At 59.5% G+C, this 20,883-nt stretch carries 17 protein-coding genes; 8 read left to right on the forward strand and 9 right to left on the reverse strand.

Translation table 11 applies throughout. From position 1 onward, the window contains the following. Nucleotides 1-107 precede the first annotated feature (107 nt). Genes cysM through ppc form a run of 5 tightly spaced genes read left to right on the forward strand, consistent with a single transcriptional unit; the run spans nucleotide 108 to nucleotide 8,194 of the window. A complete protein-coding gene (cysM, locus tag L861_RS00990) occupies nucleotides 108-1,004 on the forward strand; it encodes a cysteine synthase CysM (RefSeq protein ID WP_016414660.1) in 897 nt (298 codons plus the stop codon). Nucleotide 1,005: 1 nt separating this feature from the next. Next, complete coding sequence (locus L861_RS00995) at nucleotides 1,006-2,415, forward strand: 23S rRNA (uracil(1939)-C(5))-methyltransferase (RefSeq protein WP_016414661.1); 1,410 nt, start codon at nucleotides 1,006-1,008, stop codon at nucleotides 2,413-2,415. Then, a complete protein-coding gene (gene relA / locus L861_RS01000) occupies nucleotides 2,408-4,681 on the forward strand; it encodes a GTP diphosphokinase (protein ID WP_016414662.1) in 2,274 nt (757 codons plus the stop codon). The genes L861_RS00995 and relA overlap by 8 nt, the downstream gene beginning before the upstream one ends. Beyond that, the gene (mazG, locus tag L861_RS01005) at nucleotides 4,678-5,505 is read left to right on the forward strand and encodes a nucleoside triphosphate pyrophosphohydrolase (RefSeq protein WP_016414663.1); all 828 of its coding nucleotides are present in this window, start codon (nucleotides 4,678-4,680) and stop codon (nucleotides 5,503-5,505) included. Before relA ends, mazG begins: the two co-directional genes overlap by 4 nt. A 40-nt stretch (nucleotides 5,506-5,545) precedes the next feature. Beyond that, the gene (ppc, locus tag L861_RS01010; protein ID WP_016414664.1) at nucleotides 5,546-8,194 is read left to right on the forward strand and encodes a phosphoenolpyruvate carboxylase; all 2,649 of its coding nucleotides are present in this window, start codon (nucleotides 5,546-5,548) and stop codon (nucleotides 8,192-8,194) included. A gap of 143 nt (nucleotides 8,195-8,337) precedes the next feature. On the opposite strand, the gene L861_RS01015 is transcribed toward ppc, so the two are convergent. The 4 genes from L861_RS01015 to L861_RS01030 form a co-directional block, all read right to left on the reverse strand. Beyond that, complete coding sequence (locus tag L861_RS01015; protein ID WP_016414665.1) at nucleotides 8,338-8,916, reverse strand: outer membrane beta-barrel protein; 579 nt, start codon at nucleotides 8,914-8,916, stop codon at nucleotides 8,338-8,340. 163 nt (nucleotides 8,917-9,079) lie between these two features. Continuing rightward, a complete protein-coding gene (locus L861_RS01020; protein WP_016414666.1) occupies nucleotides 9,080-10,825 on the reverse strand; it encodes an ArnT family glycosyltransferase in 1,746 nt (581 codons plus the stop codon). Then, the gene (locus tag L861_RS01025) at nucleotides 10,822-11,103 is read right to left on the reverse strand and encodes a lipid-A-disaccharide synthase N-terminal domain-containing protein (protein WP_016414667.1); all 282 of its coding nucleotides are present in this window, start codon (nucleotides 11,101-11,103) and stop codon (nucleotides 10,822-10,824) included. Before L861_RS01025 ends, L861_RS01020 begins: the two co-directional genes overlap by 4 nt. Next, on the reverse strand, nucleotides 11,100-11,858 hold the full coding sequence (locus L861_RS01030) for a glycosyltransferase family 2 protein (protein ID WP_016414668.1): 759 nt from the start codon (nucleotides 11,856-11,858) through the stop codon (nucleotides 11,100-11,102). The genes L861_RS01025 and L861_RS01030 overlap by 4 nt, the downstream gene beginning before the upstream one ends. A 168-nt stretch (nucleotides 11,859-12,026) precedes the next feature. Here L861_RS01030 and L861_RS01035 point away from each other — a divergent pair, with 168 nt between their 5' ends. Together L861_RS01035 and L861_RS01040 are read left to right on the forward strand one after the other, a co-directional pair. Further along, entirely contained in the window at nucleotides 12,027-12,689 is a 663-nt protein-coding gene (locus tag L861_RS01035) for a response regulator (RefSeq protein ID WP_016414669.1), read from the forward strand. Next, nucleotides 12,686-14,068, forward strand: a complete 1,383-nt coding sequence (locus tag L861_RS01040) for an ATP-binding protein (protein WP_016414670.1) — start codon at nucleotides 12,686-12,688, stop codon at nucleotides 14,066-14,068. The genes L861_RS01035 and L861_RS01040 overlap by 4 nt, the downstream gene beginning before the upstream one ends. A 46-nt stretch (nucleotides 14,069-14,114) precedes the next feature. Here L861_RS01040 and L861_RS01045 read toward each other — a convergent pair whose 3' ends face one another. The 3 genes from L861_RS01045 to L861_RS01055 form a co-directional block, all read right to left on the reverse strand. Further along, nucleotides 14,115-14,774 carry a peroxiredoxin gene (locus L861_RS01045; protein ID WP_016414671.1) on the reverse strand — a complete coding sequence of 220 codons (660 nt, stop codon included), beginning with the start codon at nucleotides 14,772-14,774 and terminating at the stop codon, nucleotides 14,115-14,117. Nucleotides 14,775-14,898: 124 nt separating this feature from the next. Further along, nucleotides 14,899-15,486 (reverse strand): DUF2231 domain-containing protein, encoded by a 588-nt coding sequence (locus L861_RS01050; RefSeq protein WP_016414672.1) that lies wholly within the window; start codon nucleotides 15,484-15,486, stop codon nucleotides 14,899-14,901. Continuing rightward, nucleotides 15,483-16,913, reverse strand: coding sequence for an ethylbenzene dehydrogenase-related protein (locus L861_RS01055; protein ID WP_016414673.1), 1,431 nt, complete (start codon nucleotides 16,911-16,913; stop codon nucleotides 15,483-15,485). The genes L861_RS01050 and L861_RS01055 overlap by 4 nt, the downstream gene beginning before the upstream one ends. 223 nt (nucleotides 16,914-17,136) lie before the next feature. Between L861_RS01055 and L861_RS01060 the strand changes: the two genes are divergently transcribed. After that, entirely contained in the window at nucleotides 17,137-18,027 is an 891-nt protein-coding gene (locus L861_RS01060; protein WP_016414674.1) for a prenyltransferase, read from the forward strand. Nucleotides 18,028-18,043: 16 nt separating this feature from the next. Here the strand turns inward: L861_RS01060 and L861_RS01065 are convergent, their stop codons facing one another. Both L861_RS01065 and L861_RS01070 read right to left on the reverse strand, forming a co-directional pair. Further along, nucleotides 18,044-18,934 (reverse strand): ketopantoate reductase family protein, encoded by an 891-nt coding sequence (locus tag L861_RS01065; RefSeq protein ID WP_016414675.1) that lies wholly within the window; start codon nucleotides 18,932-18,934, stop codon nucleotides 18,044-18,046. Then, entirely contained in the window at nucleotides 18,931-20,877 is a 1,947-nt protein-coding gene (locus L861_RS01070) for a DNA topoisomerase III (protein WP_016414676.1), read from the reverse strand. The genes L861_RS01065 and L861_RS01070 overlap by 4 nt, the downstream gene beginning before the upstream one ends. Nucleotides 20,878-20,883: the final 6 nt, after the last annotated feature.

The following is a 20,883-nucleotide window of genomic DNA, read 5'->3' on the forward strand; positions in this document are numbered from 1 at the left end:
GTAACGACGATCGAAAGTTCCCAGTATGCCATAGGGAGGTGCAATACCTGTCACCTGTCGTCCGGCACGGATATAATGCGCACAGGCTTTTCCAGAAGGAAGGTTAGATGCTTTTTCCAACGCTCGAGGATGTGGTCGGCAATACTCCCCTAGTGCGCCTGAAACGCATTACTGCGGGGCGCAACAATGTGTTGTTGGCCAAGCTCGAAGGCAACAATCCAGCTGGCTCGGTGAAGGACCGGCCGGCGCTGTCGATGCTGGCCGAGGCAGAGGCCCGTGGCGAGATCCGCCCTGGGGATACCTTGATCGAAGCGACTTCCGGCAATACCGGTATCGCACTGGCCATGGCTGCAGCCATCAAAGGCTATCGCATGGTGCTGATCATGCCCGAAAGCGCTTCCAACGAGCGCAAGCAGGCCATGGCAGCTTACGGGGCCAAGCTGATCACAGTGACCAAGGAAGCCGGCATGGAAGGTGCGCGTGACCTTGCCGATACCATGATCGCTCGTGGCGAGGGAAAGCCACTCAATCAGTTCGCCAACCCCGATAACCCATTGGCTCATTTTCGCACCACCGGCCCCGAGTTGTGGGAGCAGACCGGTGGCAGCATCACCCACTTTGTCAGTTCCATGGGAACGACCGGTACGATCATGGGCGTGTCGAGCTACCTCAAGGAGCGCAAGCCCGAGGTTCAAATCGTGGGGTTGCAACCCGAGGATGGCGCCAGCATCGCTGGCATCCGCCGCTGGCCTCCCGAATATCTGCCTAGCATCTTCGATGCTTCGCGGGTTGACAGGGTGCTGGACATCGGTCAGTTCGAAGCCGAGGAGCATATGCGCCGCCTGGCACGTGAAGAGGGTATTCTCGCTGGTGTATCGTCTGGCGGTGCCTTGGCCGGGGCGTTACGCATCGCGGAAGACGTCGAGAATGCCGTGATCGTATTCATCGTCTGTGATCGTGGTGACCGTTACCTGTCCACTGGCCTGTTCGCACCGGAGTATTGAGATGGCCATGCTGGGCAAGCGTCGACCGCCACGGTCGGCGCCAGAAAAATCACGTCCTGGTATTGGCTGCCAAGCTGCCCAAGGTTCGGGGATCGAAATTCTGCGTTTGGCTCACGATGGTCGTGGAATCGCGCGTTCGATTTCCGGCAAGACGCTGTTCGTTGATCGCGCTTTGCCCGGCGAACGGGTCGAGGTGGCGGTACACCGCTCGCGCAAGCGTTTCGACGAGGCGCATCCGCGTCAAGTGCTCAAAGCGTCTCCCCATCGCATTGCACCGGAGTGCCCCTATTTTGGCCAATGTGGAGGGTGCGATCTTCAACATCTGGTCTTGCCGGCGCAGCGCGATCACAAACGCGAGGTGCTGATCGAGCAATTGACTCGTCAGGGCATCGAGTTGACAGTCACGCCTGAACTGGTTGCCGCGTCCGGTAGGGGCTATCGGCGACGTGCTCGGCTGGGGGTCAAGGTCGATGCACAAGGACAAGTGCATCTCGGCTTTCGGGCTCGCCATAGCCATCATCTGGTGGATATTCAGCAATGCACCATCCTGGTGCCGTCACTCGCTCGTTTGCTTGCTCCTTTGCACCAGCATCTTGCCAGACTGGGGGCGCCACGCCAGGTTGGACATATCGAATTACTGGCAAGCGATAGCGGACCTTGCATCGTGGTGCGCCAGTTACGTGACAATCCTGTCGATGCCGGCGTCTGGCGAGAGTTTGCCGCCGACCAACGCGTATCGCTGGCTTGGTTGGTGGGCCGTGAAACGCCACGACTCATCTGGCTGACCGAAATGCCGGATCTGCGCTATACCCTGAAGAGTGGTTCTCGTGAATTGGCTCTGGGCTTCTCACCTGGTGATTTTCTGCAGGTCAATGCCGAGATCAACCAACGCCTGGTCGACATGGCACTCGAGTGGTTGCCGCTGGTCGGCGACGAGCACGTACTGGATCTGTTCGCCGGGGTCGGCAACTTCAGCCTGGCGTTGGCGGTCCAAGCCGCGGCAGTCACCGGAATCGAAGGGAGTCCAGCCATGGTGACATGCCTTGCAGACAATGCCCGCCGTAATGGGTTGTGGCACGTCGTGGCACGTCAGGCGGATCTCGGCAAGGCAGAATCGCTGGAGGAGATGTCGCGGGATAGCGTCGATCTGGTGGTACTGGACCCTCCTCGTGAAGGCGCCGAAAACGTATGTCACTGGCTTGCCATGAGGCGCGTACCGAGGATTCTCTATGTTTCCTGCGATTCGGCCACTCTGGCTCGTGATGCGGCACGGCTCGTGCAAGGCGGATATCGCATCACACATGCGGCCGTAGCGGACATGTTCCCACAAACGGCGCATCTGGAGTCGATGCTGCTCTTCGAATGCGATAGCGGGCGCGATACCAAAGGAGGAACGCTAGGACATGGTTAAGGTGCGAGAAGACCAACCGTTGCATGATGACGGCAACGTCAACATAGATCGGTGGTTGGCGCGCTTGCAGGAAGACGTGACGTTACGTGACGTCGACAGGATGCGTGAGGCCTGCATACTGGCCGAGCAACTGGCGCGAGAGTCGGACCGACCGCACAAGACCTGGCTAGTCAATGGCTCGAGCTTCCGTACCGGTCTGGAGATGGCCGATATCCTCGGTGAACTTCGCCTTGATCAATCGTCGCTCGAAGCCGCGGTATTGTACCGCGCTGTGCGCGAAGGTCTGATAGGCACTGAAGCCATTGCCAAACACTTCGGCAATGAGGTTGCCGGCTTGATCGAGGGGGTGCTGCAGATGGCGGCGATCAGCCATCAGGCACCGAGTCAAGGGCTGTCGCAGCACAATCAGCAAGAAAATCTGCGCAAGATGCTGGTGACCATGATCGACGACGTACGCGTGGCGTTGATCAAGATCGCTGAACGCACCTGTGCCTTGCGTCAGGTCAAGGATGCCACCCGTGAGAAACGGCTAAGGGTGGCCCGCGAGGTGTTCGATATCTATGCTCCCCTGGCCCATCGTCTGGGGATTGGCCACCTCAAGTGGGAGTTGGAGGACCTCTCCTTCCGCTACCTGCATGAGGACGACTACAAGGCCATTGCCAAGCTATTGGCCGAGAAACGCCTCGACCGTGACCGTTATATCCATGACGTGGTGGAGACCCTCAAAGGGTTGCTCGAGGCCCAAGGCATTACCCGTTATGACGTTGACGGCCGGGCCAAGCACATCTACTCGATCTGGCGCAAGATGAAGCGCAAGCGTATCGACTTCTCCCAAGTCTATGACGTGCGTGCCGTGCGTATTCTGGTGCCCGAAGTTGCCGATTGCTACACGGCTTTGGGAATCGTGCATTCACGCTGGCACCATGTGCCCAATGAATTCGATGACTATATCGCCAATCCCAAGAAGAACGGCTATCAGTCATTGCATACCGCAGTCATCGGGCCGGAGAGCAAGGTACTGGAGATCCAGATTCGTACCTTCGCCATGCACGAGGAGGCCGAGCTAGGTGTCTGTGCCCACTGGCGTTACAAGGGGCACGATACCGATGCCAAGAGCCGCAGCTACGAAGAGAAGATTGCCTGGCTGCGGCAGGTGCTCGAATGGCAGGAGGAGGTCGGCGATCTTGGCGATTTGCGCGAGGGGCTGGCCAGCGACGTCGCCCCGGATCGGATCTATGTGTTTACGCCCGACGGTCATGTGATAGACCTGCCCAGAGTCGCGACCCCGATCGACTTTGCCTATCGGGTGCATACCGAGATCGGGCATCGTTGCCGGGGTGCCAAGGTCAATGGGCGTATCGTGCCGCTGACCTACAAGCTCAAGACCGGTCAGCAGGTGGAAATCCTCACCGCTACCAAAGGCGGCCCCAGTCGCGACTGGTTGAATCCGTCGCTGGGCTTCGTGCGTACTTCCCGAGCACGCTCCAAGATCCAGGCCTGGTTCAAGCAGCAGGCTCGCGACCAGAATCTCGACGAAGGCCGGACGCTGTTCGACAAGGAGATGAGGCGGCTGGACATCGAGGGAATCGACCTCGACAAACTGGCTCAGGCGGTCAATTACTCTACTCCGGATGACATGTACGCGGCCTTGGGCGCGGGTGATCTGCGTATTGGCCAGGTATTGCACCAGGCACAGCAACTGTTCGGCGACAGCGATGACCAGGAACAACTCGACCGCTTGCTGGCCAAGCCAAGACGGGCGCCGAGCAAGGATCCCAGTGATGGGATCACGGTACTGGGAGTCGGGAATCTCAAGACCACGATGGCCAATTGCTGCCACCCGGTGCCGGGAGAGCAGATCGTAGGCTTTATTACTCAGGGGCGAGGGGTGACCATTCATCGACAGGATTGCCCCAATATCCTCCAACTGCGCGTCGATGAGCCCAACCGCATCGTCGACGTGGAGTGGGGGGAACGTGCCCACACTCAATACCCGGTGGATATCGAGATCGAGGCCTGGGATCGTTCTGGATTGCTGCGTGATGTCACCAGCGTGCTCAGCCACGATAAGGTCAACGTGTTGTCGGTGAATACGCGTACCAATACCGATGACAGTATCGCTAGGCTGTCGATCACCGTGGAGGTCGATGGACTGGAAACATTGGGGCGGCTGTTCTCACGCATCCAGCAGTTGCCGAATGTCATCGATGTCAAGCGCTTGCGAAGCGGAGCGAAAGGCAACAAGCGCAAGGGGGGGCAGGCATGAGCGAGCGTCGACATGATCTGGAGGATCTGCTGACCCTGATGGCGGTGTTGCGCGATGAACGAGATGGCTGTCCCTGGGATCTCAAGCAAGACTGGGATTCCATCGTGCCGCATACCCTCGAGGAGGCATACGAGGTAGCCGATGTCATCGAGCGCCGGGCGTTCGATGAACTGCCCGGAGAACTCGGTGACTTGTTGTTTCAAGTCGTCTATTACAGCCAGTTTGCCGCGGAAGAAGGGCGCTTCGACTTTCATGACGTCGTGCAGGCGCTGACCGCCAAGATGTTGCGCCGCCATCCCCACGTGTTTCCCGATGGCACTCTAGCCTCGCGGCGTGGTGATGTCAGTGCGGCTGAGGTCGAGACTCACCAGGTTCATTCGCGTTGGGAGAGTCTCAAAGCCGAGGAGCGCGCCGGGCGTGATGCTACCTCGGTACTCGACGACGTGCCGCGCACGTTACCGGCCCTATCGCGCGCGGCCAAGCTCTCCAAGCGTGCCGCGCGGCTTGGCTTCGATTGGCCGGATGCACAGGGAGTGATTGCCAAGATTCGTGAAGAACTCGATGAAGTCGAGGAGGCCTTGGCCGCCGGTGAGCGAGAACAAGCCGGGGAAGAAGTTGGTGACTTGCTGTTCGCCGTGGTCAACCTGGCGCGCACCCTGAATACCGACCCAGAGCAACGGTTGCGGGCCACCAACGCCAAATTCGAACGCCGCTTCCGTCATGTCGAATCGTCATTGAACGAAGCGGGACGTCTAGGCGAAGCCGATCTCGATGAGATGGAGCAACACTGGCAGCAGGCCAAGCGCATCGAAACCAATCGCTGAGCATCGAGGGCCATGCCCGCGGTGCTATAGGAGAGGATCCATGAGCCACGATTTGCATGAATCCCTGCGCGACAACGTGCGGGTGTTGGGTGATAGCTTGGGGCGAACCATCGCCGACGATCTGGGAGATAGCTTCGTCGACAAGATTGAAGCCATCCGTGGTTATGCCAAGCGCGGTCGCCAAGGCGATCAGCAGGCACGCCGAGAATTGATCGAATACCTGCGTCGGCTTCCCGATCGCGATCTCTTGCCGGTGACACGAGCGTTCAACCAGTTTCTCAACTTGGCCAACATCGCCGAGCAACATTACCGGGCGCGATTTCGCCGTGTCGAGGACTACAAACCTGGCTCTCAGCCAGTACTGGGCGAGCTGCTGCAGCGGGCCCAGAAGGCAGGCAATTCACCACGCAAATTGGTGGAAACGCTGGCTGGCATGCGTGTCGAGCTCGTATTGACGGCGCACCCTACTGAAGTCATTCGCCGGACTTTGATTCAGAAGTACGATGCCATCGACGAGTGCCTGATAGCCATAGAAGCCTCGATCGACTACCCGGAAAAGGCCAGCCGTGTCCACGGTCGTCTCGAAGAGCTGATCAGCCAAGCATGGCATACCGATGAGATTCGCCATGAGCGTCCTACCCCGGTGGATGAAGCCAAGTGGGGGTTCGCGGTAATCGAGAACTCGTTATGGCAAGCCGTACCGGAGTTCCATCGCGATCTCGATAGTCTGTTGCTCGAAACTGCTGGAGAACGCTTGCCTCTGGATGCGGCGCCGCTGCGTTTCGCCTCCTGGATGGGCGGTGACCGCGACGGCAACCCCAATGTTACTGCCAAGGTTACCCGCGAGGTGCTGTTGCTGGGACGTTGGATGGCCGCCGATCTCTATCTGCGCGACCTAGATCAGTTAAAGGCCGAGCTCTCGATGTGGAAAGCCAATAGTGCATTACGGGCCGAAGTCGGTGACGAAGCCGAACCTTATCGCGTATTACTGAAGCGTCTGACGGCGCGTGTCGAAGCTACCCGCGACTGGGCCAAGGCATGTCTCGACGGCCGTTCGTACGAAGGTGGTCCGATCATCGAGAATCGCGACCAACTCTACGCCCCATTGTTGACTTGCTACCGTTCACTGTGCGACGTGGGACTCCATACCATCGCCAATGGCGTGTTGCTGGACACTCTGCGCCGCGTCGCAGTATTCGGGGTGACACTTACCAAGCTCGATATTCGCCAGGAGGCTAGCCGACATGCCCAGGTCTTCGAGGAACTGACCGACTTCCTGGAACTGGGTCACTATCGCGAGTGGGATGAGACGCAACGCCAGGATTTTCTGCTCGCCGAACTCGTATCTCCGCGGCCACTGATCCCGCGTCGCTGGGAATGCTCTACCGAAACCCGCGAGGTGATTGACACCTTCCGCGTCATTGCACGCGAGCAGCGCGAGGCGTTAGGTACCTACATCATTTCCATGGCTGCTCAGCCATCCGATGTGCTGGCTGTGGCGTTGTTGATGAAGGAAGTGGGTGGTGACGTGCGTCTGCCCATTGCGCCTTTGTTCGAGACCCTGGACGATCTCAATCATGCAGGGGATGTCATCGATCGGTTGCTGGCCTTGCCCGGTTATCGCTATCTGGTGGGCGATTCCCAGGAAGTGATGATCGGCTATTCGGATTCGGCAAAGGATGCCGGGCAATTGGCAGCGGCCTGGGCCCAGTACCGCGCTCAGGAGAGCTTGGTCAAGGTCTGTGAGGCGCATGGCGTTAACTTGACCCTATTCCATGGTCGAGGGGGAACTGTCGGGCGCGGCGGTGGTCCGGCGCATGCGGCAATCCTGTCGCAACCGCCTGGCTCGGTGAATGGTAGTCTGCGGGTTACCGAGCAGGGTGAGATGATTCGCTTCAAGTTCGGGCAACCGGATATCGCGTTGCGCTCGATGGAGATCTACGCCTGCGCGGTACTCGAGGCCACATTGTTGCCACCACCGTCTCCGCAACCCGAATGGCGGGATGAGATGGACCGCTTGTCCGACATCGCTCATCGTGGCTATGTCGGTGTGGTGCGGGAGAATCCGGATTTCGTGCCTTATTTCCGAGCGGTGACGCCGGAAGGCGCTTTGGGGCGGTTGCCTTTGGGGTCGCGTCCCACCAAGCGCCGTCAGGATGGTGGAGTGGAGACGCTGAGAGCCATTCCCTGGATTTTTGCCTGGACTCAGACACGTTTGATGTTGCCCGCCTGGCTGGGCAGTGGCGATGCCTTCATCACTCGCCTGGAAGAAGAGGGTGGGCTGGAAAGGCTGCGCGAGATGCGCGACAGCTGGCCTTTCTTCGGCACCTATCTGGATATGCTGGAAATGCTGTTGGCCAAAGGTGACGTGGATATTACTGCCTATTACGAGCACCGCCTGGTGGATGAGCCGGCCTTACAAGCGCTGGGCAAGGACCTACGCGAGCGCTTCGTTCGGCTGCAGAACGTGTTATTGCATATTCTTGACCAGCAGGAACTGCTCGAGGAAACGCCATTGATCCGACAAGCGATCGAGGTTCGCAACCCCTATATCGATCCGCTGCATGGCCTCCAAGCCGAGCTGCTGCAACGTAATCGCGATGCCGATGGCGCCATCAGCCCCGAATTATCGCGCGCCTTGATGGTGACCATGGCGGGGATTGCCGCGGGTCTACGCAACACCGGCTAGAAGGCTTGGCCCGAAAAGTCGACGAGCGATGGCCAGACAAGGCAAAAATCAGCGAAAAGACGGAGTTTACGTGGGTGTAAATGAGGTCTTTGAGCTGATTTTTAACGCCGTATGGTCGAGCGCAGGCAGTTTTCGGGCAAAGCCTAGAAAGGATAGTGGAGCGAGGCGGTAACCATATTCAAATGCGCCATACTTGGCGCATCGATTTCCTCGTATTCCAGGCGACTGATCAGACGGTCGAATTGCAGCCGGGCACCGAAACCTTGGAGGTAGGTGGTGCCACTGGCGTCGGTGGGGAAGGCATCGGAATGTGTTACGGCATCGCCTTGCCATCCCGTAATGCCGGACTTGGCATAAAGCCCTAACTGGCCTAGGCGCACGCCGGCCAGTACGGCACCACCGAGGCTGACAGTATCGAGGATCAGGCTCTGGTTATTCAGAGATGTCGATACCTCTTCGCTCTCCCGGTAAGCGAGTTCCGCCCCGAGATCCAACAAAGGCAGCCCGGTTGGATTGAAGCCGGCTGTTACACGGAAGCCCGTGGTATGGCCATCGGGAGTCGCCAAGTCGGCACCTTCGACCACCACCCCGTTATCCAGGTGAAATAGATCGGATGCCTTGGCATAGGAAGGCGCATCGTCATTGGCAGCAAGAACGTGCGTTGCCAACAAGGACAGTATGCCTAACGTAACGAGGTGCCGTGAGACAGGACCCATGGTCATGACCTTCGTGTGAGATCCTCAGCAGGGCGAACGCCCCCGCGTGGATAACCTTTATACATTAGCAATCGTTGGCTGTACTTGCCAGTTGGCTAGCATTCCACGGTGTCATTCGCACCACCATCCAGACAAGCAGGAATCTCCACGCCAGCAACGCTGCATGCGATCACGGGGCAGCAGTACCATGCGGGATATCGCTCAGGCTGGTCGGAGCCACGAAAAGCGGCGCAGCGTCTACATCACTTTGGCAGTCGGCGAAGGCCGTACCGGGAATCAGCCACCACATCTCGCTATTCTGGAAACCTAGATCGTGGGCGTTGTCGAGTGCCACACAGGTCAGGTCGTCGCGGTGATCCTGGCCGATAAGCATCCAACGCGTGTGGGGGGCTTGGTGTATCCAAGCGTAGGCACGCGCTAGCTGTGACTCGATAGGGGTGTGATACCCGAAATGAACACTCGGCTGCCGGCTCTGGAGCAGGAATTCTTCATCGAAAGCAGGCAGTGCCAGCCAAGCATCGGACCCGGTGATTCCGGTTAGGCGCTCCATCATGGTACGAGGGGAGCGGGTCTCGTTCATCAGGCCATACCCCCAAGTCGACCAGAGTCCCCAGAACACCACAAACCACAGTGTCAGGGCCAGTAAGCCGCGACGCGGTTTGAGCCAACCGAGCAGGGCTAGGGCGGTCAGACCTAAGGTGATCCACCAACCCCACGGGGAGAGGGCGTACCGCTCGGCCAGTGCCTGCAAGGCCGGCAGGCCAAGACTCCCCAGCGTGCCGGCAGCAAGCAGCACTGCTCCAAGTAGCAGCAGGGTCGCCGCCCCCAGGTGCTGTAGACCGCGTCGTCGCCATAGCCCCGGCAATAACGGTGCTATGGCCAGTGCCAGCAACGGGATGGTGGGGAGCATGTAAACGCCGCGTTTCCCCGGTGATAAGCTGAAAAAGCAGATGACCAGCAGCATGGTGCTGAGCGGAAGGATGATACGTGCGTCACGACGTTTGATGCGCCGCCACCAAGGGGGTACCGCCCATGGCAAGGCCAGTGTCAGTGGCATCCATGCCCAGGGCAGTACTTGGCTTGGATAGTAATACCAGGGTTTTACGTGATGCCAGGCATTGGCATAGCGCTCTCCGGTCTGCTTGAACAGGATGTTGTCACGGTAGGTGGCCAGTGCAGGATCATCGCCAAGGCTGGTCATAATAATCATCGGTAGCCCCCATAGGACGATCACTGCCAGTAGTATCCCCATGCCAGCACTCAACTCGCGTAAGCGCAAAGGTGTTAGCCGGCCATCGCGACTCAGCCAATACCAGGCGGGCAACAGAGCCAGTGGCAGGAAGCCGACCCCCTTAGTCAAAATTCCCAGTCCCATGGCGGCCCAGCCCCCAGCCCACCAACGCCATGCGGGGCCCAGTAGGGCATGACGCAGCAGGCCATAGGCGCCTAGGGTGGTGAAGAAGGTCAGTAGCATGTCGATTTGGGCTGTCTTGGCCTGCAAGGTGAATTGCAGGGTGGTCAGCAGGGCGATGCCTCCGAAAAGAGCGATGCGATGCCCATACAAGCGCTGCAGCAGGTCCATCACCAAGGCGAGAGTGCCTAGGGCGGCAAATAGCGAAGGAAGTAGGAAGCCCAGTCGGAGAGAACCGGTGATGGCGATGCTCAAAGCCGTGGCCCACATGAACAGTGGTGGCTTGTCGGGATAGAGCTCTCCACCGCGGTGAGGAAGCCAGAAGTCGCCGGTATCGAGCATTTCCAAGGCGTTGAGCGCGAAACGAGGCTCATCGGCGGGCCAAGGATCGCGAAGGCCGATGCCCAGCCCTAGCATGAGCAGAGCGAATAGCATCAGCAGCCATGTGGCCAGGCGGGCGTGACGGCGCGTGAATGTCGGCAGGCAGGCGAGCGTGGCCATCATGCAGCATTTTCCCGCTGGCATGCGGTGCGACGGATCAACATTAGATTGCGCAGGTAGATGATCAAGCCTGCTCCCTGGCCCAGCACGAATACTGGGTCGCGGCGATACAGGGCATAGGCCAGCAGGGTTGCGCCACCGCCGAGGCTCAGGAACCAGAAGGCTAGTGGTACCACGCTACGCTGCGCACGTTCGCTGGCCAGCCATTGCACCAGAAAGCGTGCACTGAACAGTGCCTGGCCAAGAAGCCCTATCGTCAGCCACACTCCGCTCTGGTTCATGCGTCCTCCTTGGAATGCCGGAAGATACCGGCGGTGATTTCCAGTGAGGCCGTCATGATCGGTAACCGTGATCGCCGGCATAACCACATCACGCCGAGTAGATCGACCAGCCCTACCCATAGGCGATCGTGCAAGCCGTAATGGGAACGGCCTGCTCGTCTTGGCCGGTGATTGACTGGCAGCGACAAGCAGCGCCCACCCTGGGACTGCACTAGGGCGGGCAGAAAACGGTGCATGTGATCGAAATAGGGTAAAGCAAGAAAGGTGTCGCGCTTTATGATCTTGAGGCCGCAGCCGGTATCCGGCGTGGCATCGCCGAGCAAGGTGGCACGTACCCGATTGGCGATGCGCGACGAAACGCGCTTTAGCCAGCTATCTCTCCTCAGGGTGCGATGGCCGATAATCATTGCCGCGCCATTGCGTTGCGCCCGCTCCACCAAACGAGGGATGTCAGTCGGATCGTTCTGGCCATCGGCGTCCAGAGTCGCTAGCCAAGTGCCGCGAGCAAGGCGGGCCGCATGCCAGATCGACGTGCTCTGACCAGCACTCACGGCATGCCGCAAGACCATCAGTCGCGAATCGTCGGCGGCTCGTTCGCACAGCAGCTCCCAGCTACGGTCGCGGGAACCATCATCGACCACCAGGACCTCATGATCGAGAGTGCCAAGAGCCTGTTCGATTTCGTCGAGTAGAGAGGGCAGGTTATCCGCCTCGTCTCGGGCGGGCACGATTAGGGAGAGCAGGGGGGCAGGCATGCGCGACCACCTCGAATGGGTAATGAACTCGCCCACCCTGACGCGGTTGGCTTAAGGTATCCTTAAACTATTCGCTACCAGGTATCGTTCGGGAGGGCGGTGTCATTAAGGAAGCCTTAAGACACAGCGTCGATGATAACGGTGGTCAGGCGTTAGTGAGGACAGACGATGCGCGTGTTGTTGGTGGAAGACGACCCGTTGCTGGGCGATGGCATCAAGACCGCTCTCATACGTGCAGGCTATTCCGTTGACTGGCTGTTACGGGGTGGCGATGCGATGATGGCTTTGCGCACTGAGGATTTCTCGGTGGTAATACTCGATCTGGGCTTGCCCGACATCGATGGCCTGGAGGTGCTGGCTGAGATTCGTCGTCGTAGTCGTTTGCCGGTATTGATACTCACGGCTCGCGATGCGGTGGAGGAACGTATCCGGGGCTTGGATGCCGGTGCCGATGATTACGTCCTCAAACCCTTCGACCTCCAGGAGTTACTGGCCCGCCTGCGAGTGGTAACACGTCGTGCCGAAGGGCGAGCCTCCCAGGAGTTGGCGTTGGGCAGATTGGCAATCGACGAGGCCCAACATCGGGTAAGCTGGCAGGGGCAGGAAGTCAGGCTGGGACGGCGTGAATTTGCCTTGTTGTTGGAACTGGCGCGTCATCCCGACAAGGTGCTGCCACGCTCACGCCTGGAAAGTTTACTCTACGGCTGGGGCGAGGAAGTGGAATCCAACGCTCTGGAAGTGCATGTGCATCACCTGCGTCGCAAACTCGACAAGAAGCTGATTGCCACTGTGCGTGGGATTGGTTATCGATTGGATAGCAGAGTGGCATGAGTTCCATCCGTCGTTACCTGACATCGGCATTGGCGTTGGTGCTGGTGGCTGCCGCCACACTGAGCATTATCGCCGCCTATTTCACCACCCATCATGAGATGGAAGAGATTCTGGATGCGCAACTGAGTCTGCAAGGGCGTATCATCTCTGCATTGGTCGACCCGCAGACACCCCGTGACACCTATGCCAGGATCGCACGTCATCTGGACCAGCCGGGACATCCGGCGCGCTGGTATGGGGAAGCGCCCGATACCACCTCACCTGCCGGTAAGCGATACCATCATGAAGAACGGATGCTGTCCGTTGGGGTCTGGAACGCTGATGGTAGCCCTTGGTTATTGGGTGCGGAGTGGAACGATGCCGGTCCATTCCCTGGACCGGAAAGGGAAGGCTATCGCTGGCAGGATTACAATGGCCAGCGCTGGCGAGTGTTCAGCGTGCCGCTGCATGCTGGGCAACACTGGTTAAGCATTGGCCTGCGCGAGAGCTTCCATGACGAACTGTCGCGTAAGGTAGCGCTGGCCGACCTCCTGCCCATGCTGATCGCCTTGCCAGTGTTACTGGTGCTGATGGGGATGCTGATCCATCGTGGGCTCAACCCCATTACACGTCTATCGCGGCAAGTGAAGGGGCGTGGTGCCCGTGATCTTAGTCATATCGAACTCGAGGTGCCGCGTGAGCTGGTACCACTACGCGATTCGTTCAATGATTTCATGGGGCGCTTGTACGAAGCCCTGGAGCGCGAGCGCCGCTTCACTGCCGATGCCGCTCACGAGTTACGCACCCCGCTGGCAGCGCTGAAGGTTCATTTGGACAATGCCCTGACCGGAGAGCAAGCTTCGCTGCGCAAGGCCTATGGTGGTATCGAGCGCTTGCAGCGTGTCGTCGATCAATTGCTGATTCTGGCGCGTCTCGACAGCCAGCAGGTGACGGTGGCCGAACGTCTCGACTTGCGTGCCCTGGTGCTGGAACTGGCCGCAGAACTATGGCCGTTGGCTGAGGAGCACGGGCAGGAACTGGAGGTAAGGGAGTCGGCACCGTTATGGATAAAGGGCGATGCCACTGAGGTGGGTATCCTGATCCGCAACCTGCTCGACAATGCATTGCGCTACACACCCGATGGTGGCCGAGTCGAAGTGGCACTTGGCTGTGATGAGAATGGTACGTGGTTGAGTATCCACGACAGCGGTTCAGGAATCCCTGAGGAACTGCTCGACGCGGTGACAGAGCGGTTTCGGCGAGCCGTCGATCAGCGGGTTAGTGGCAGTGGGTTGGGATTGTCCATTGCCGCGGAGTTGGCCAAGCGCCAGCAGGCGAGACTGATCTTGCGCAACCATCAGGGTGGAGGGCTGGAAGCGCGGCTCGAATGGACGGAATAAACGAGCCCTGGTCATGCCAGGGCCCCGCTTTCGTAGCCGATTCCCTTCAGGACGGTTGTTTGACCGTACGCAAGTAGGGTTTCAGCGTGGTGAAGCCTTGCGGATATTTCTGCTTGGCCTCCTCGTCACTGACGGATGGTGGAATGATGACGTCCTCACCCGGTCTCCAATTCACTGGCGTGGCCACCGTGTGTTTTGCGGTTAGTTGGACGGAATCCAACAGACGCAGTACCTCGTTGAAGTCACGCCCGGATGTCATGGGGTAGATGAGCATCGCCTTGATCTTCTTGTCCGGCCCGATGATGAATACCGAACGAACCGTGGCATTGTCTGCGGGGGTGCGTCCCTCGGCGGTGCCTTCCAGTTCGGCTGGCAACATGTCGTAGAGCTTGGCGACCTCCAGTTTCTCGTCTCCGATCATCGGATAGTTGGGAGCTGCCCCCTGCGTTTCTTCGATGTCCTTCGACCAGGCGGTGTGGTTGTCGACCGGGTCCACCGACAAGCCAATGACCTTGGTATTACGTTTATCGAACTCCGGCTTCAGCTTTGCCATGTAGCCCAGTTCGGTGGTGCAGACCGGGGTGAAGTCCTTGGGGTGTGAAAAGAGAATGCACCAGCTATCGCCAATCCACTCATGAAAATTCAGGGTGCCCTGTGTTGTTTGTGCAGTGAAGTCCGGAGCGGTATTACCGATTCTGAGACTCATTTTCGTGACTCCCCGTAGCAGGTTGATAAAGCGACAAGATAACGGTTCCTTTCGGAAATACTACCTCGCCAGCTGATTGAATATAGAGCATAAGCCCTGAGTCCGCTGTCAGGTCAAGAGCTTGTCAGGATATCGTGACACGGTTCTTGATTCGGGCGGGCAAACGGGGCCGCCGATAGGCACTCAGGCCCAGCCAGGCACAGCCAAGACCTACCAGTACCATCACCGCCAGCATCCAGGTGGGCATGTAGAAGGTGGTGTAGACGTTCCAGCCCAGCGCGCCCAGCAGCCTCGAGAATGCGGTCGGAGCGCCGGCTAGGTGACCACCGAGAGTACCGGTGATGGCGAAGAGAGCTCCACCGAGCAGGGCCAGGAACACCAGTCCCCAGCGGCGTATGTGCTGGAAGGTCGCTTCGCCGGCACGCCATACCAGCACCGTGATCAATGTCCATAAACCCAATGACCATAGCGACATCAGGATATGGTTGCGTGCCAGTGGACTGTAGAGGTTGGCCTGCCATGGCCAGACCAGGAAGCCGGTGACGATGGCGGCCAGCGCGCCGATCAGGCTCAGTATCAATACGGGCAGCAGCGCCGTTCGGGCGATTTCGGCCAACCGCCCTTGGCTCACGGCACCGACCAGGATCATCAGTGTGGCAAGTGCCCAGAAACCCACGGGGAAATGCACGAGCATGTGATGTAAACCAGTCATGAGCGGTCTCCTTGATAGCGTGAGGAGAAACTGGGCAGCAGGCCGACCAGCACACCGAGCAGCAATAGCAGACCGGAGGCGAGGGTAAGCCACCACTGACGAATGATGGCGTCATTGAACTCCATCTCCACTCCGTAGTGAGCGAGCTGCTCTTCGCTATGCCGTGCGTGGACCGGCGTACCGGATACGATATCACCCGCGCCAGCGTGGGCCTGCCCGATGAGCAGCGGCCAGTTCACTTGCCCCGGGTAGAACAACGTGAGATCGAACCACTCCTGCGACCAGTCCGGTTCATTACCCTCGAAGGCCATGGCTTGAATATCGGCATGGCGTCCCAGACCGAGGCTGTAGGGAAGAGACACGTGATGCCACCGGCTGCCGGTGGCATTGCGATGTACAGCAAAAGCCAGGTCGTAGCGGCGCTGATCGCGGAACATCTTGTCGTCCAGCGGACTGCCGGTATCACGTGCACGGACCAGAGTCACGTCCCAGTAACCGTCTTTCCAGCGGGCATCACCTTGGACGTGGATGTCACTCCGTGAACCGGCTCCTCCGCGCAGTAAACGGCGCGGAATGACGTCGCCTTCCTGCCAGTCGTGAGTGGCATCAAAGGGAACGGCAATGTTTTCGGACAAGTAATAGAGACTATCGAAGTCGACCTGTTCGGATTGAACGTCTTCCCAGCGCAGCGCGTACTTGCCGGTAATTGTGGGATCGAACATCCACCGTGGTTGATCGGTATCGTCATCCCAGTTGGTTGTGAAGGGGCCTTGACCGGCATCGCCGTGACGGTGTTCTCCGACCCACTGGTCATCGGACATTGCAATGGGGTTGGAGCGACCCGCACGCCAGTGCCACAGATCGAGGAAGTAGCCGGCCTCGCGTTGGGCCTGGAGAGTCTCGGCATCCACCACGCTGCGCCAGTCGTTGATGTCCTGTCGGGTCGCTGGAAGATGCTTTTGCACCTCCGTCTGCCCCAGTGTCTTGCCCAGATGGGAGTGGGCTTCGACTTCGGTAGGGCTGGCCGAATCGGAGAAGAAGCGCATATTGGCCCCTATGGTGATATAGCCGCCATAGCGTGCGAACTCCGGAACGCTGCCGTCATCCACCAACATGGTCACCCGGTCCTCGTAGGTTCCATCCGGGTCCGGTCCCACTCTCGAAGCGCCATGACGCACCCATTGGCCATCTGTATAACGCAGCATGTCGTGATAGACATGGGGGCGCTCGGCGGGCCAGCGATAACGGAAGAAGATTCGCTCCTGATCATAGGCTGCCTTGACCTGCAGTGGCATGGTCAGCTCATCGGGGATATAGATGTTGCGAGCCTGATCGTTACGGATCACACCACGGCCGTGGACGGTCCAGGCCAGCACCAAGGTCAGTGCCAGCCCGACGAGGATCAATAGGAGACGCCAGTCGCGCATGCCACACTCCTCCACGAAAGTTGCCAGTTACAGGGGGTTCCCTGAGTGTGGTAATGGCCTGTGTTTCCTACCTTGATCTGGAGCAAGCTTCCTGCCGGAAGCGTGAATTTAACTCGCCATGGCACCTCGTTTGATCTGCAATCAAGGGGGGATGAGGTCAGGTGAATGCTGGTGAGCGATAGCGGGCAAGGCGTTATTCGCCTTTAAGCGTGAGAGGATTCCCATGTCGAGCATGGCGGTATGGCGTGCAAGTCGGCCCAATTTTCTGATTCTGGCACCGTTGTGTGCGTGGCTGGGTATAGTATTGGCCTGGCGGCAGTCCGTAGCGATTGGCGAACTGAATCTGGCATTGGTCGTACTGGGAGCGCTGCTGGCGCATGCGGCCGTCAACCTGCTCAACGAATATCAGGACTTTCGTTCGGGGCTTGATTCCATCACGCGACGTACCCCCTTTTCCGGAGGCAGTGGTGCCTTGCCCGAAGCACCCGAGGCCGCGTTCCGGGTGCTCATCATGGCCTTGGCGACGATGGCTGCGGTAAGTGCAATCGGTGTCTACTTCGTGTGGCTGCGTGGCCTGTCGCTGCTGGTTGTCGGCCTGGTCGGACTGCTGTTGGTGGTTGGCTATACTCGCTGGATCACGCGTTCGCCGTGGCTTTGTCTGATCGCGCCCGGTCTGGGCTTCGGGCCGGTAATGGTGCTGGGAACGCTGGTGGCGGTGGGAGGTTCTCTCGATGTGGGAGCCATTCTGGTTTCCCTTGTAGCGTTGCTACTGGTTAGTGAGTTGTTGCTGATCAACCAGTTTCCCGATGTGGAGGCCGATCATGCAGTCGGGCGCCGTCACCTGCCCATCGTGTTAGGCCGGAAGGGGGCGGCCAAGGTCGTCACGGTAGTGTTGCTTGGGGCCTATTTGCTGCTGGTGATGGCCATCTTGAGTGGGTTGTTGCCGATACTGGCCGGGCTGGCGCTGCTGCCACTACCGGCAGCGACCTGGATCGCATGGCGACTGCCGCATGCCCTGATTGATGTTGAGGCACTATCCCGGGTACTCGGCGTCAATGTGGTCACGTTGCTTGCCACCCTGGCATTGCTGGGTGCCGGATTGTGGTGGGGGTAGTAGTGGGGATCGACGGTCAACGCACGTTCAAGACATCGTATAGCGCTTGCAGTGTCGGACATGGCAGTGCGTGCCGAGTCGCAGTGCTAAGCAGCGGCCCGAGAATGGCGTCGTGCTCGGTGGGGCGACCGGCCAGCACATCCTGCAGCATGGAGGCGCGATTGTTGGCGGTGCCTTCGATGACGCTCCACACCAGACCATGCCAGCCCTCCGATGGCTTGGGAATGCGCTCGGCGGCCATGATCGTAGCGACCTCGGTGATCACGGTCTCGACCATGGGACGGAAGGGGCGATCGCGTAGTTGCCCGTTGCGAATTCGAAAGCGGGCCACCAGCGGGTTGATGGCGGCGTTGATCGCTAGTTTATGCCACAGGCGTATGCGGATGTCGTCGACCGGTGTCGTGGGAAGGCCAGCGGCGGAAAGCGTGCTGGCCAGGAGTGCAGCCAGATCGCCATGCCGACTTTCGAGATGGCCGAGCGCCGTGTTGCCATGACCGGCATGAACGACGTTGTCGTCACCATGGATATAGGCTCCCTCCGTCGTCGTGGCACATAACACCGGTCCCGACCAACGCTGTGTCAGGGTCTCCTGAACACCGTAGCCGTTTTGCCACATGATCAGCGGTGTCTCGAGTGCCAAACGGTCGGCGATAGCACTAAATGCCGATTCAACTGCATAGGCTTTGGTGGTGACATGAACCACCGATGCCAACTTGGGTGCCAAGTCGTTGGCCGTCAGCGCAGTGATGTGTCGGGTGCGTTGTTCGCCTTCGGGAGTGGTCAGGGTCAGCGTGCTTGGCGGTGGACGTCGACCGAGCAGTGTGACAGCTACCTGGTCGGCTAGGGATACGGCCAGCAGTCGCCCCAAAGCGCCGGGACCCACGATGATATGTGTCTGGCAGCTCATGACGGCTCCTTGTTCGAACGGCGACGCCGCGTTGCTGATTTTCCGTTACTCGAACGTCTGGCTCCGCTATTGCGCCGGCCTTTGGTCTGGAGCTTGGCGCGTGTCGGCACCTCGACGCCCTGGGCGCTGCCAAAGGCATCGTGCATGCGTGATGCGTCAGCAGTAGCCAGCAGTTCGCGCAAGTCCGTGATCAAGCTATCGAGAAAGGGTGCTGGGGCAGTCTCCTGTTCGGCAATGGCTGTCAGGCGCTGTTCCCACAGAGCGGTGCGCTCCGGTCGACTGGCGGCTTCAGGCAAGGCCTTGATCAGAGCATGCCCAGTGCGGCTGGCGCGCAGGGCATTTTGCTGGCGAACGAGATAACCGCGGGTGATCAGGGTTTCGATGATACCGGCACGAGTGGCCTCAGTTCCCAGACCATCGGTATCGCGCAGGGTGCGCTTGACCTCGGGATCTTCGACGTAGCGGGCGATGTTCATCATGGCCTTGATCAAACTGGCATCGGTGAATGGCTCGGGTGGACGGGTCTCGCGATCTTCCACTGCCTGATCGATGACAGTGGCGGGTTCGCCTTCGTGAAGTGGCGGTAATGGTAGTGCCTCGTCACGGGTAGTGAACAGTGGCTTCCAGCCAGGCTCGAGAATCTCACGACCTTGGGCACGAAAGATTTCCCCCGCAATATCGAATTCGGCTTTGATCTCACGAAACGACAGCATCGGGTAGAACTGAGCCAGCACGTTACGCACGATCAGACGGAAGACATTGGCCTCGGTATTCGATAGTCGGCTCATGTCGGCCTGGGTGCCGGTAGGGGCCAGGGCGTGGTGGGCACCGACTTTGCTGTCATTCCAGGCCTTGGAGCGACGTGTGAAGTCGGCGCCAGCTAGCCATTGGGCTAGGGAGTCGTCGCTGCCACACGCATTTTTCAAGGTCTTTTGGGCCAGCGCGAAGTGCGTCTCGGGCAAATAGCGGCAATCGCTGCGTGGGTAGGTAATCAGCTTGTGACGTTCATAGAGGCTCTGGCAAGCATCCAGTACCGCCTTGGCCGAAAGTTTGTAACGTCGTGCAGCGTCGACCTGCAGTGCCGACAGCGAGTAGGGCAGTGGTGCGGCCTGACGTTTGTGATGGGTTTCCAGCCGTGCCAGCTTGCCTTTGGCACCGGGCAAGCGTGCAACAAGGTCTTCAGCAGGGGCGCGTGTCAGCAAGCGACCCTGATCGTCCAAGGAATGGTGTTCGCCGGGCTGCCACCAGGCACGTAGCTGGCCGTGCTCGACAGCCAAGTCCACCCACAGCACGTAAAAGGGGCGAGGCTGGAAGGCCGCGATCTCGGCATCGCGGCGCACCACCAGACCCAATACCGGTGTCTGTACGCGACCCACGGAAAGCACCCCATCATGGCCGGCCTGTCGCCCGACCAATGTCCACGCTCGCGATAGGTTGATACCGTACAGCCAGTCGGCTCGGGAGCGAGCTTCGGCAGCGCGATACAGTGGCTGATAGCGGGTGTTGTCCTCCAGATGTTCCAGGGCCTTCGACACCGCGGGGCGGTTGAGATCACTAACCAGCAGGCGCAATACAGGGCCTTTCCAGCCCAGGTGGTGGATCACCTCCTGAACCAGTAGTTGGCCTTCGCGGTCGGGGTCGCCGGCGTGAACCACCAGGCTGGCCTGCTTGAGCAAGCGGCGAATTACCGCCAACTGGCCACGTGCCTTGGGGCGCGGGATCAGCTTCCATTGTTGGGGTAGAATCGGCAGGTGATCGAGGCGCCATTGCTTGTAGGCGGGATCGTAGGCATCCGGCGGTGCCTGCTCGAGCAGATGACCAAGACACCAGGTGACCAGCGTATCGCCTACGACGATGGCGCCGTCCTCACGCTTGGGGCTCCCGGGCAGGGCATCGGCGATGGCACGCGCCAGACTGGGCTTCTCGGCGATGATCAGGCGCATGGAGGC

The sequence above is a fragment of the Litchfieldella anticariensis FP35 = DSM 16096 genome (genome assembly GCF_000409775.1).
In the GTDB taxonomy this organism is placed as follows: domain Bacteria; phylum Pseudomonadota; class Gammaproteobacteria; order Pseudomonadales; family Halomonadaceae; genus Litchfieldella; species Litchfieldella anticariensis.

Bases quoted from the DNA above. Each gene is read 5' to 3' on its own strand.
- cysM (WP_016414660.1), top strand. From the start codon at position 108: ATGCTTTTTCCAACGCTCGAGGATGTGGTCGGCAATACTCCCCTAGTG.
- L861_RS00995 (WP_016414661.1), top strand. From the start codon at position 1,006: ATGGCCATGCTGGGCAAGCGTCGACCGCCACGGTCGGCGCCAGAAAAA.
- relA (WP_016414662.1), top strand. From the start codon at position 2,408: ATGGTTAAGGTGCGAGAAGACCAACCGTTGCATGATGACGGCAACGTC.
- mazG (WP_016414663.1), top strand. From the start codon at position 4,678: ATGAGCGAGCGTCGACATGATCTGGAGGATCTGCTGACCCTGATGGCG.
- ppc (WP_016414664.1), top strand. From the start codon at position 5,546: ATGAGCCACGATTTGCATGAATCCCTGCGCGACAACGTGCGGGTGTTG.
- L861_RS01015 (WP_016414665.1), bottom strand. From the start codon at position 8,916: ATGACCATGGGTCCTGTCTCACGGCACCTCGTTACGTTAGGCATACTG.
- L861_RS01020 (WP_016414666.1), bottom strand. From the start codon at position 10,825: ATGATGGCCACGCTCGCCTGCCTGCCGACATTCACGCGCCGTCACGCC.
- L861_RS01025 (WP_016414667.1), bottom strand. From the start codon at position 11,103: ATGAACCAGAGCGGAGTGTGGCTGACGATAGGGCTTCTTGGCCAGGCA.
- L861_RS01030 (WP_016414668.1), bottom strand. From the start codon at position 11,858: ATGCCTGCCCCCCTGCTCTCCCTAATCGTGCCCGCCCGAGACGAGGCG.
- L861_RS01035 (WP_016414669.1), top strand. From the start codon at position 12,027: ATGCGCGTGTTGTTGGTGGAAGACGACCCGTTGCTGGGCGATGGCATC.
- L861_RS01040 (WP_016414670.1), top strand. From the start codon at position 12,686: ATGAGTTCCATCCGTCGTTACCTGACATCGGCATTGGCGTTGGTGCTG.
- L861_RS01045 (WP_016414671.1), bottom strand. From the start codon at position 14,774: ATGAGTCTCAGAATCGGTAATACCGCTCCGGACTTCACTGCACAAACA.
- L861_RS01050 (WP_016414672.1), bottom strand. From the start codon at position 15,486: ATGACTGGTTTACATCACATGCTCGTGCATTTCCCCGTGGGTTTCTGG.
- L861_RS01055 (WP_016414673.1), bottom strand. From the start codon at position 16,913: ATGCGCGACTGGCGTCTCCTATTGATCCTCGTCGGGCTGGCACTGACC.
- L861_RS01060 (WP_016414674.1), top strand. From the start codon at position 17,137: ATGTCGAGCATGGCGGTATGGCGTGCAAGTCGGCCCAATTTTCTGATT.
- L861_RS01065 (WP_016414675.1), bottom strand. From the start codon at position 18,934: ATGAGCTGCCAGACACATATCATCGTGGGTCCCGGCGCTTTGGGGCGA.
- L861_RS01070 (WP_016414676.1), bottom strand. From the start codon at position 20,877: ATGCGCCTGATCATCGCCGAGAAGCCCAGTCTGGCGCGTGCCATCGCC.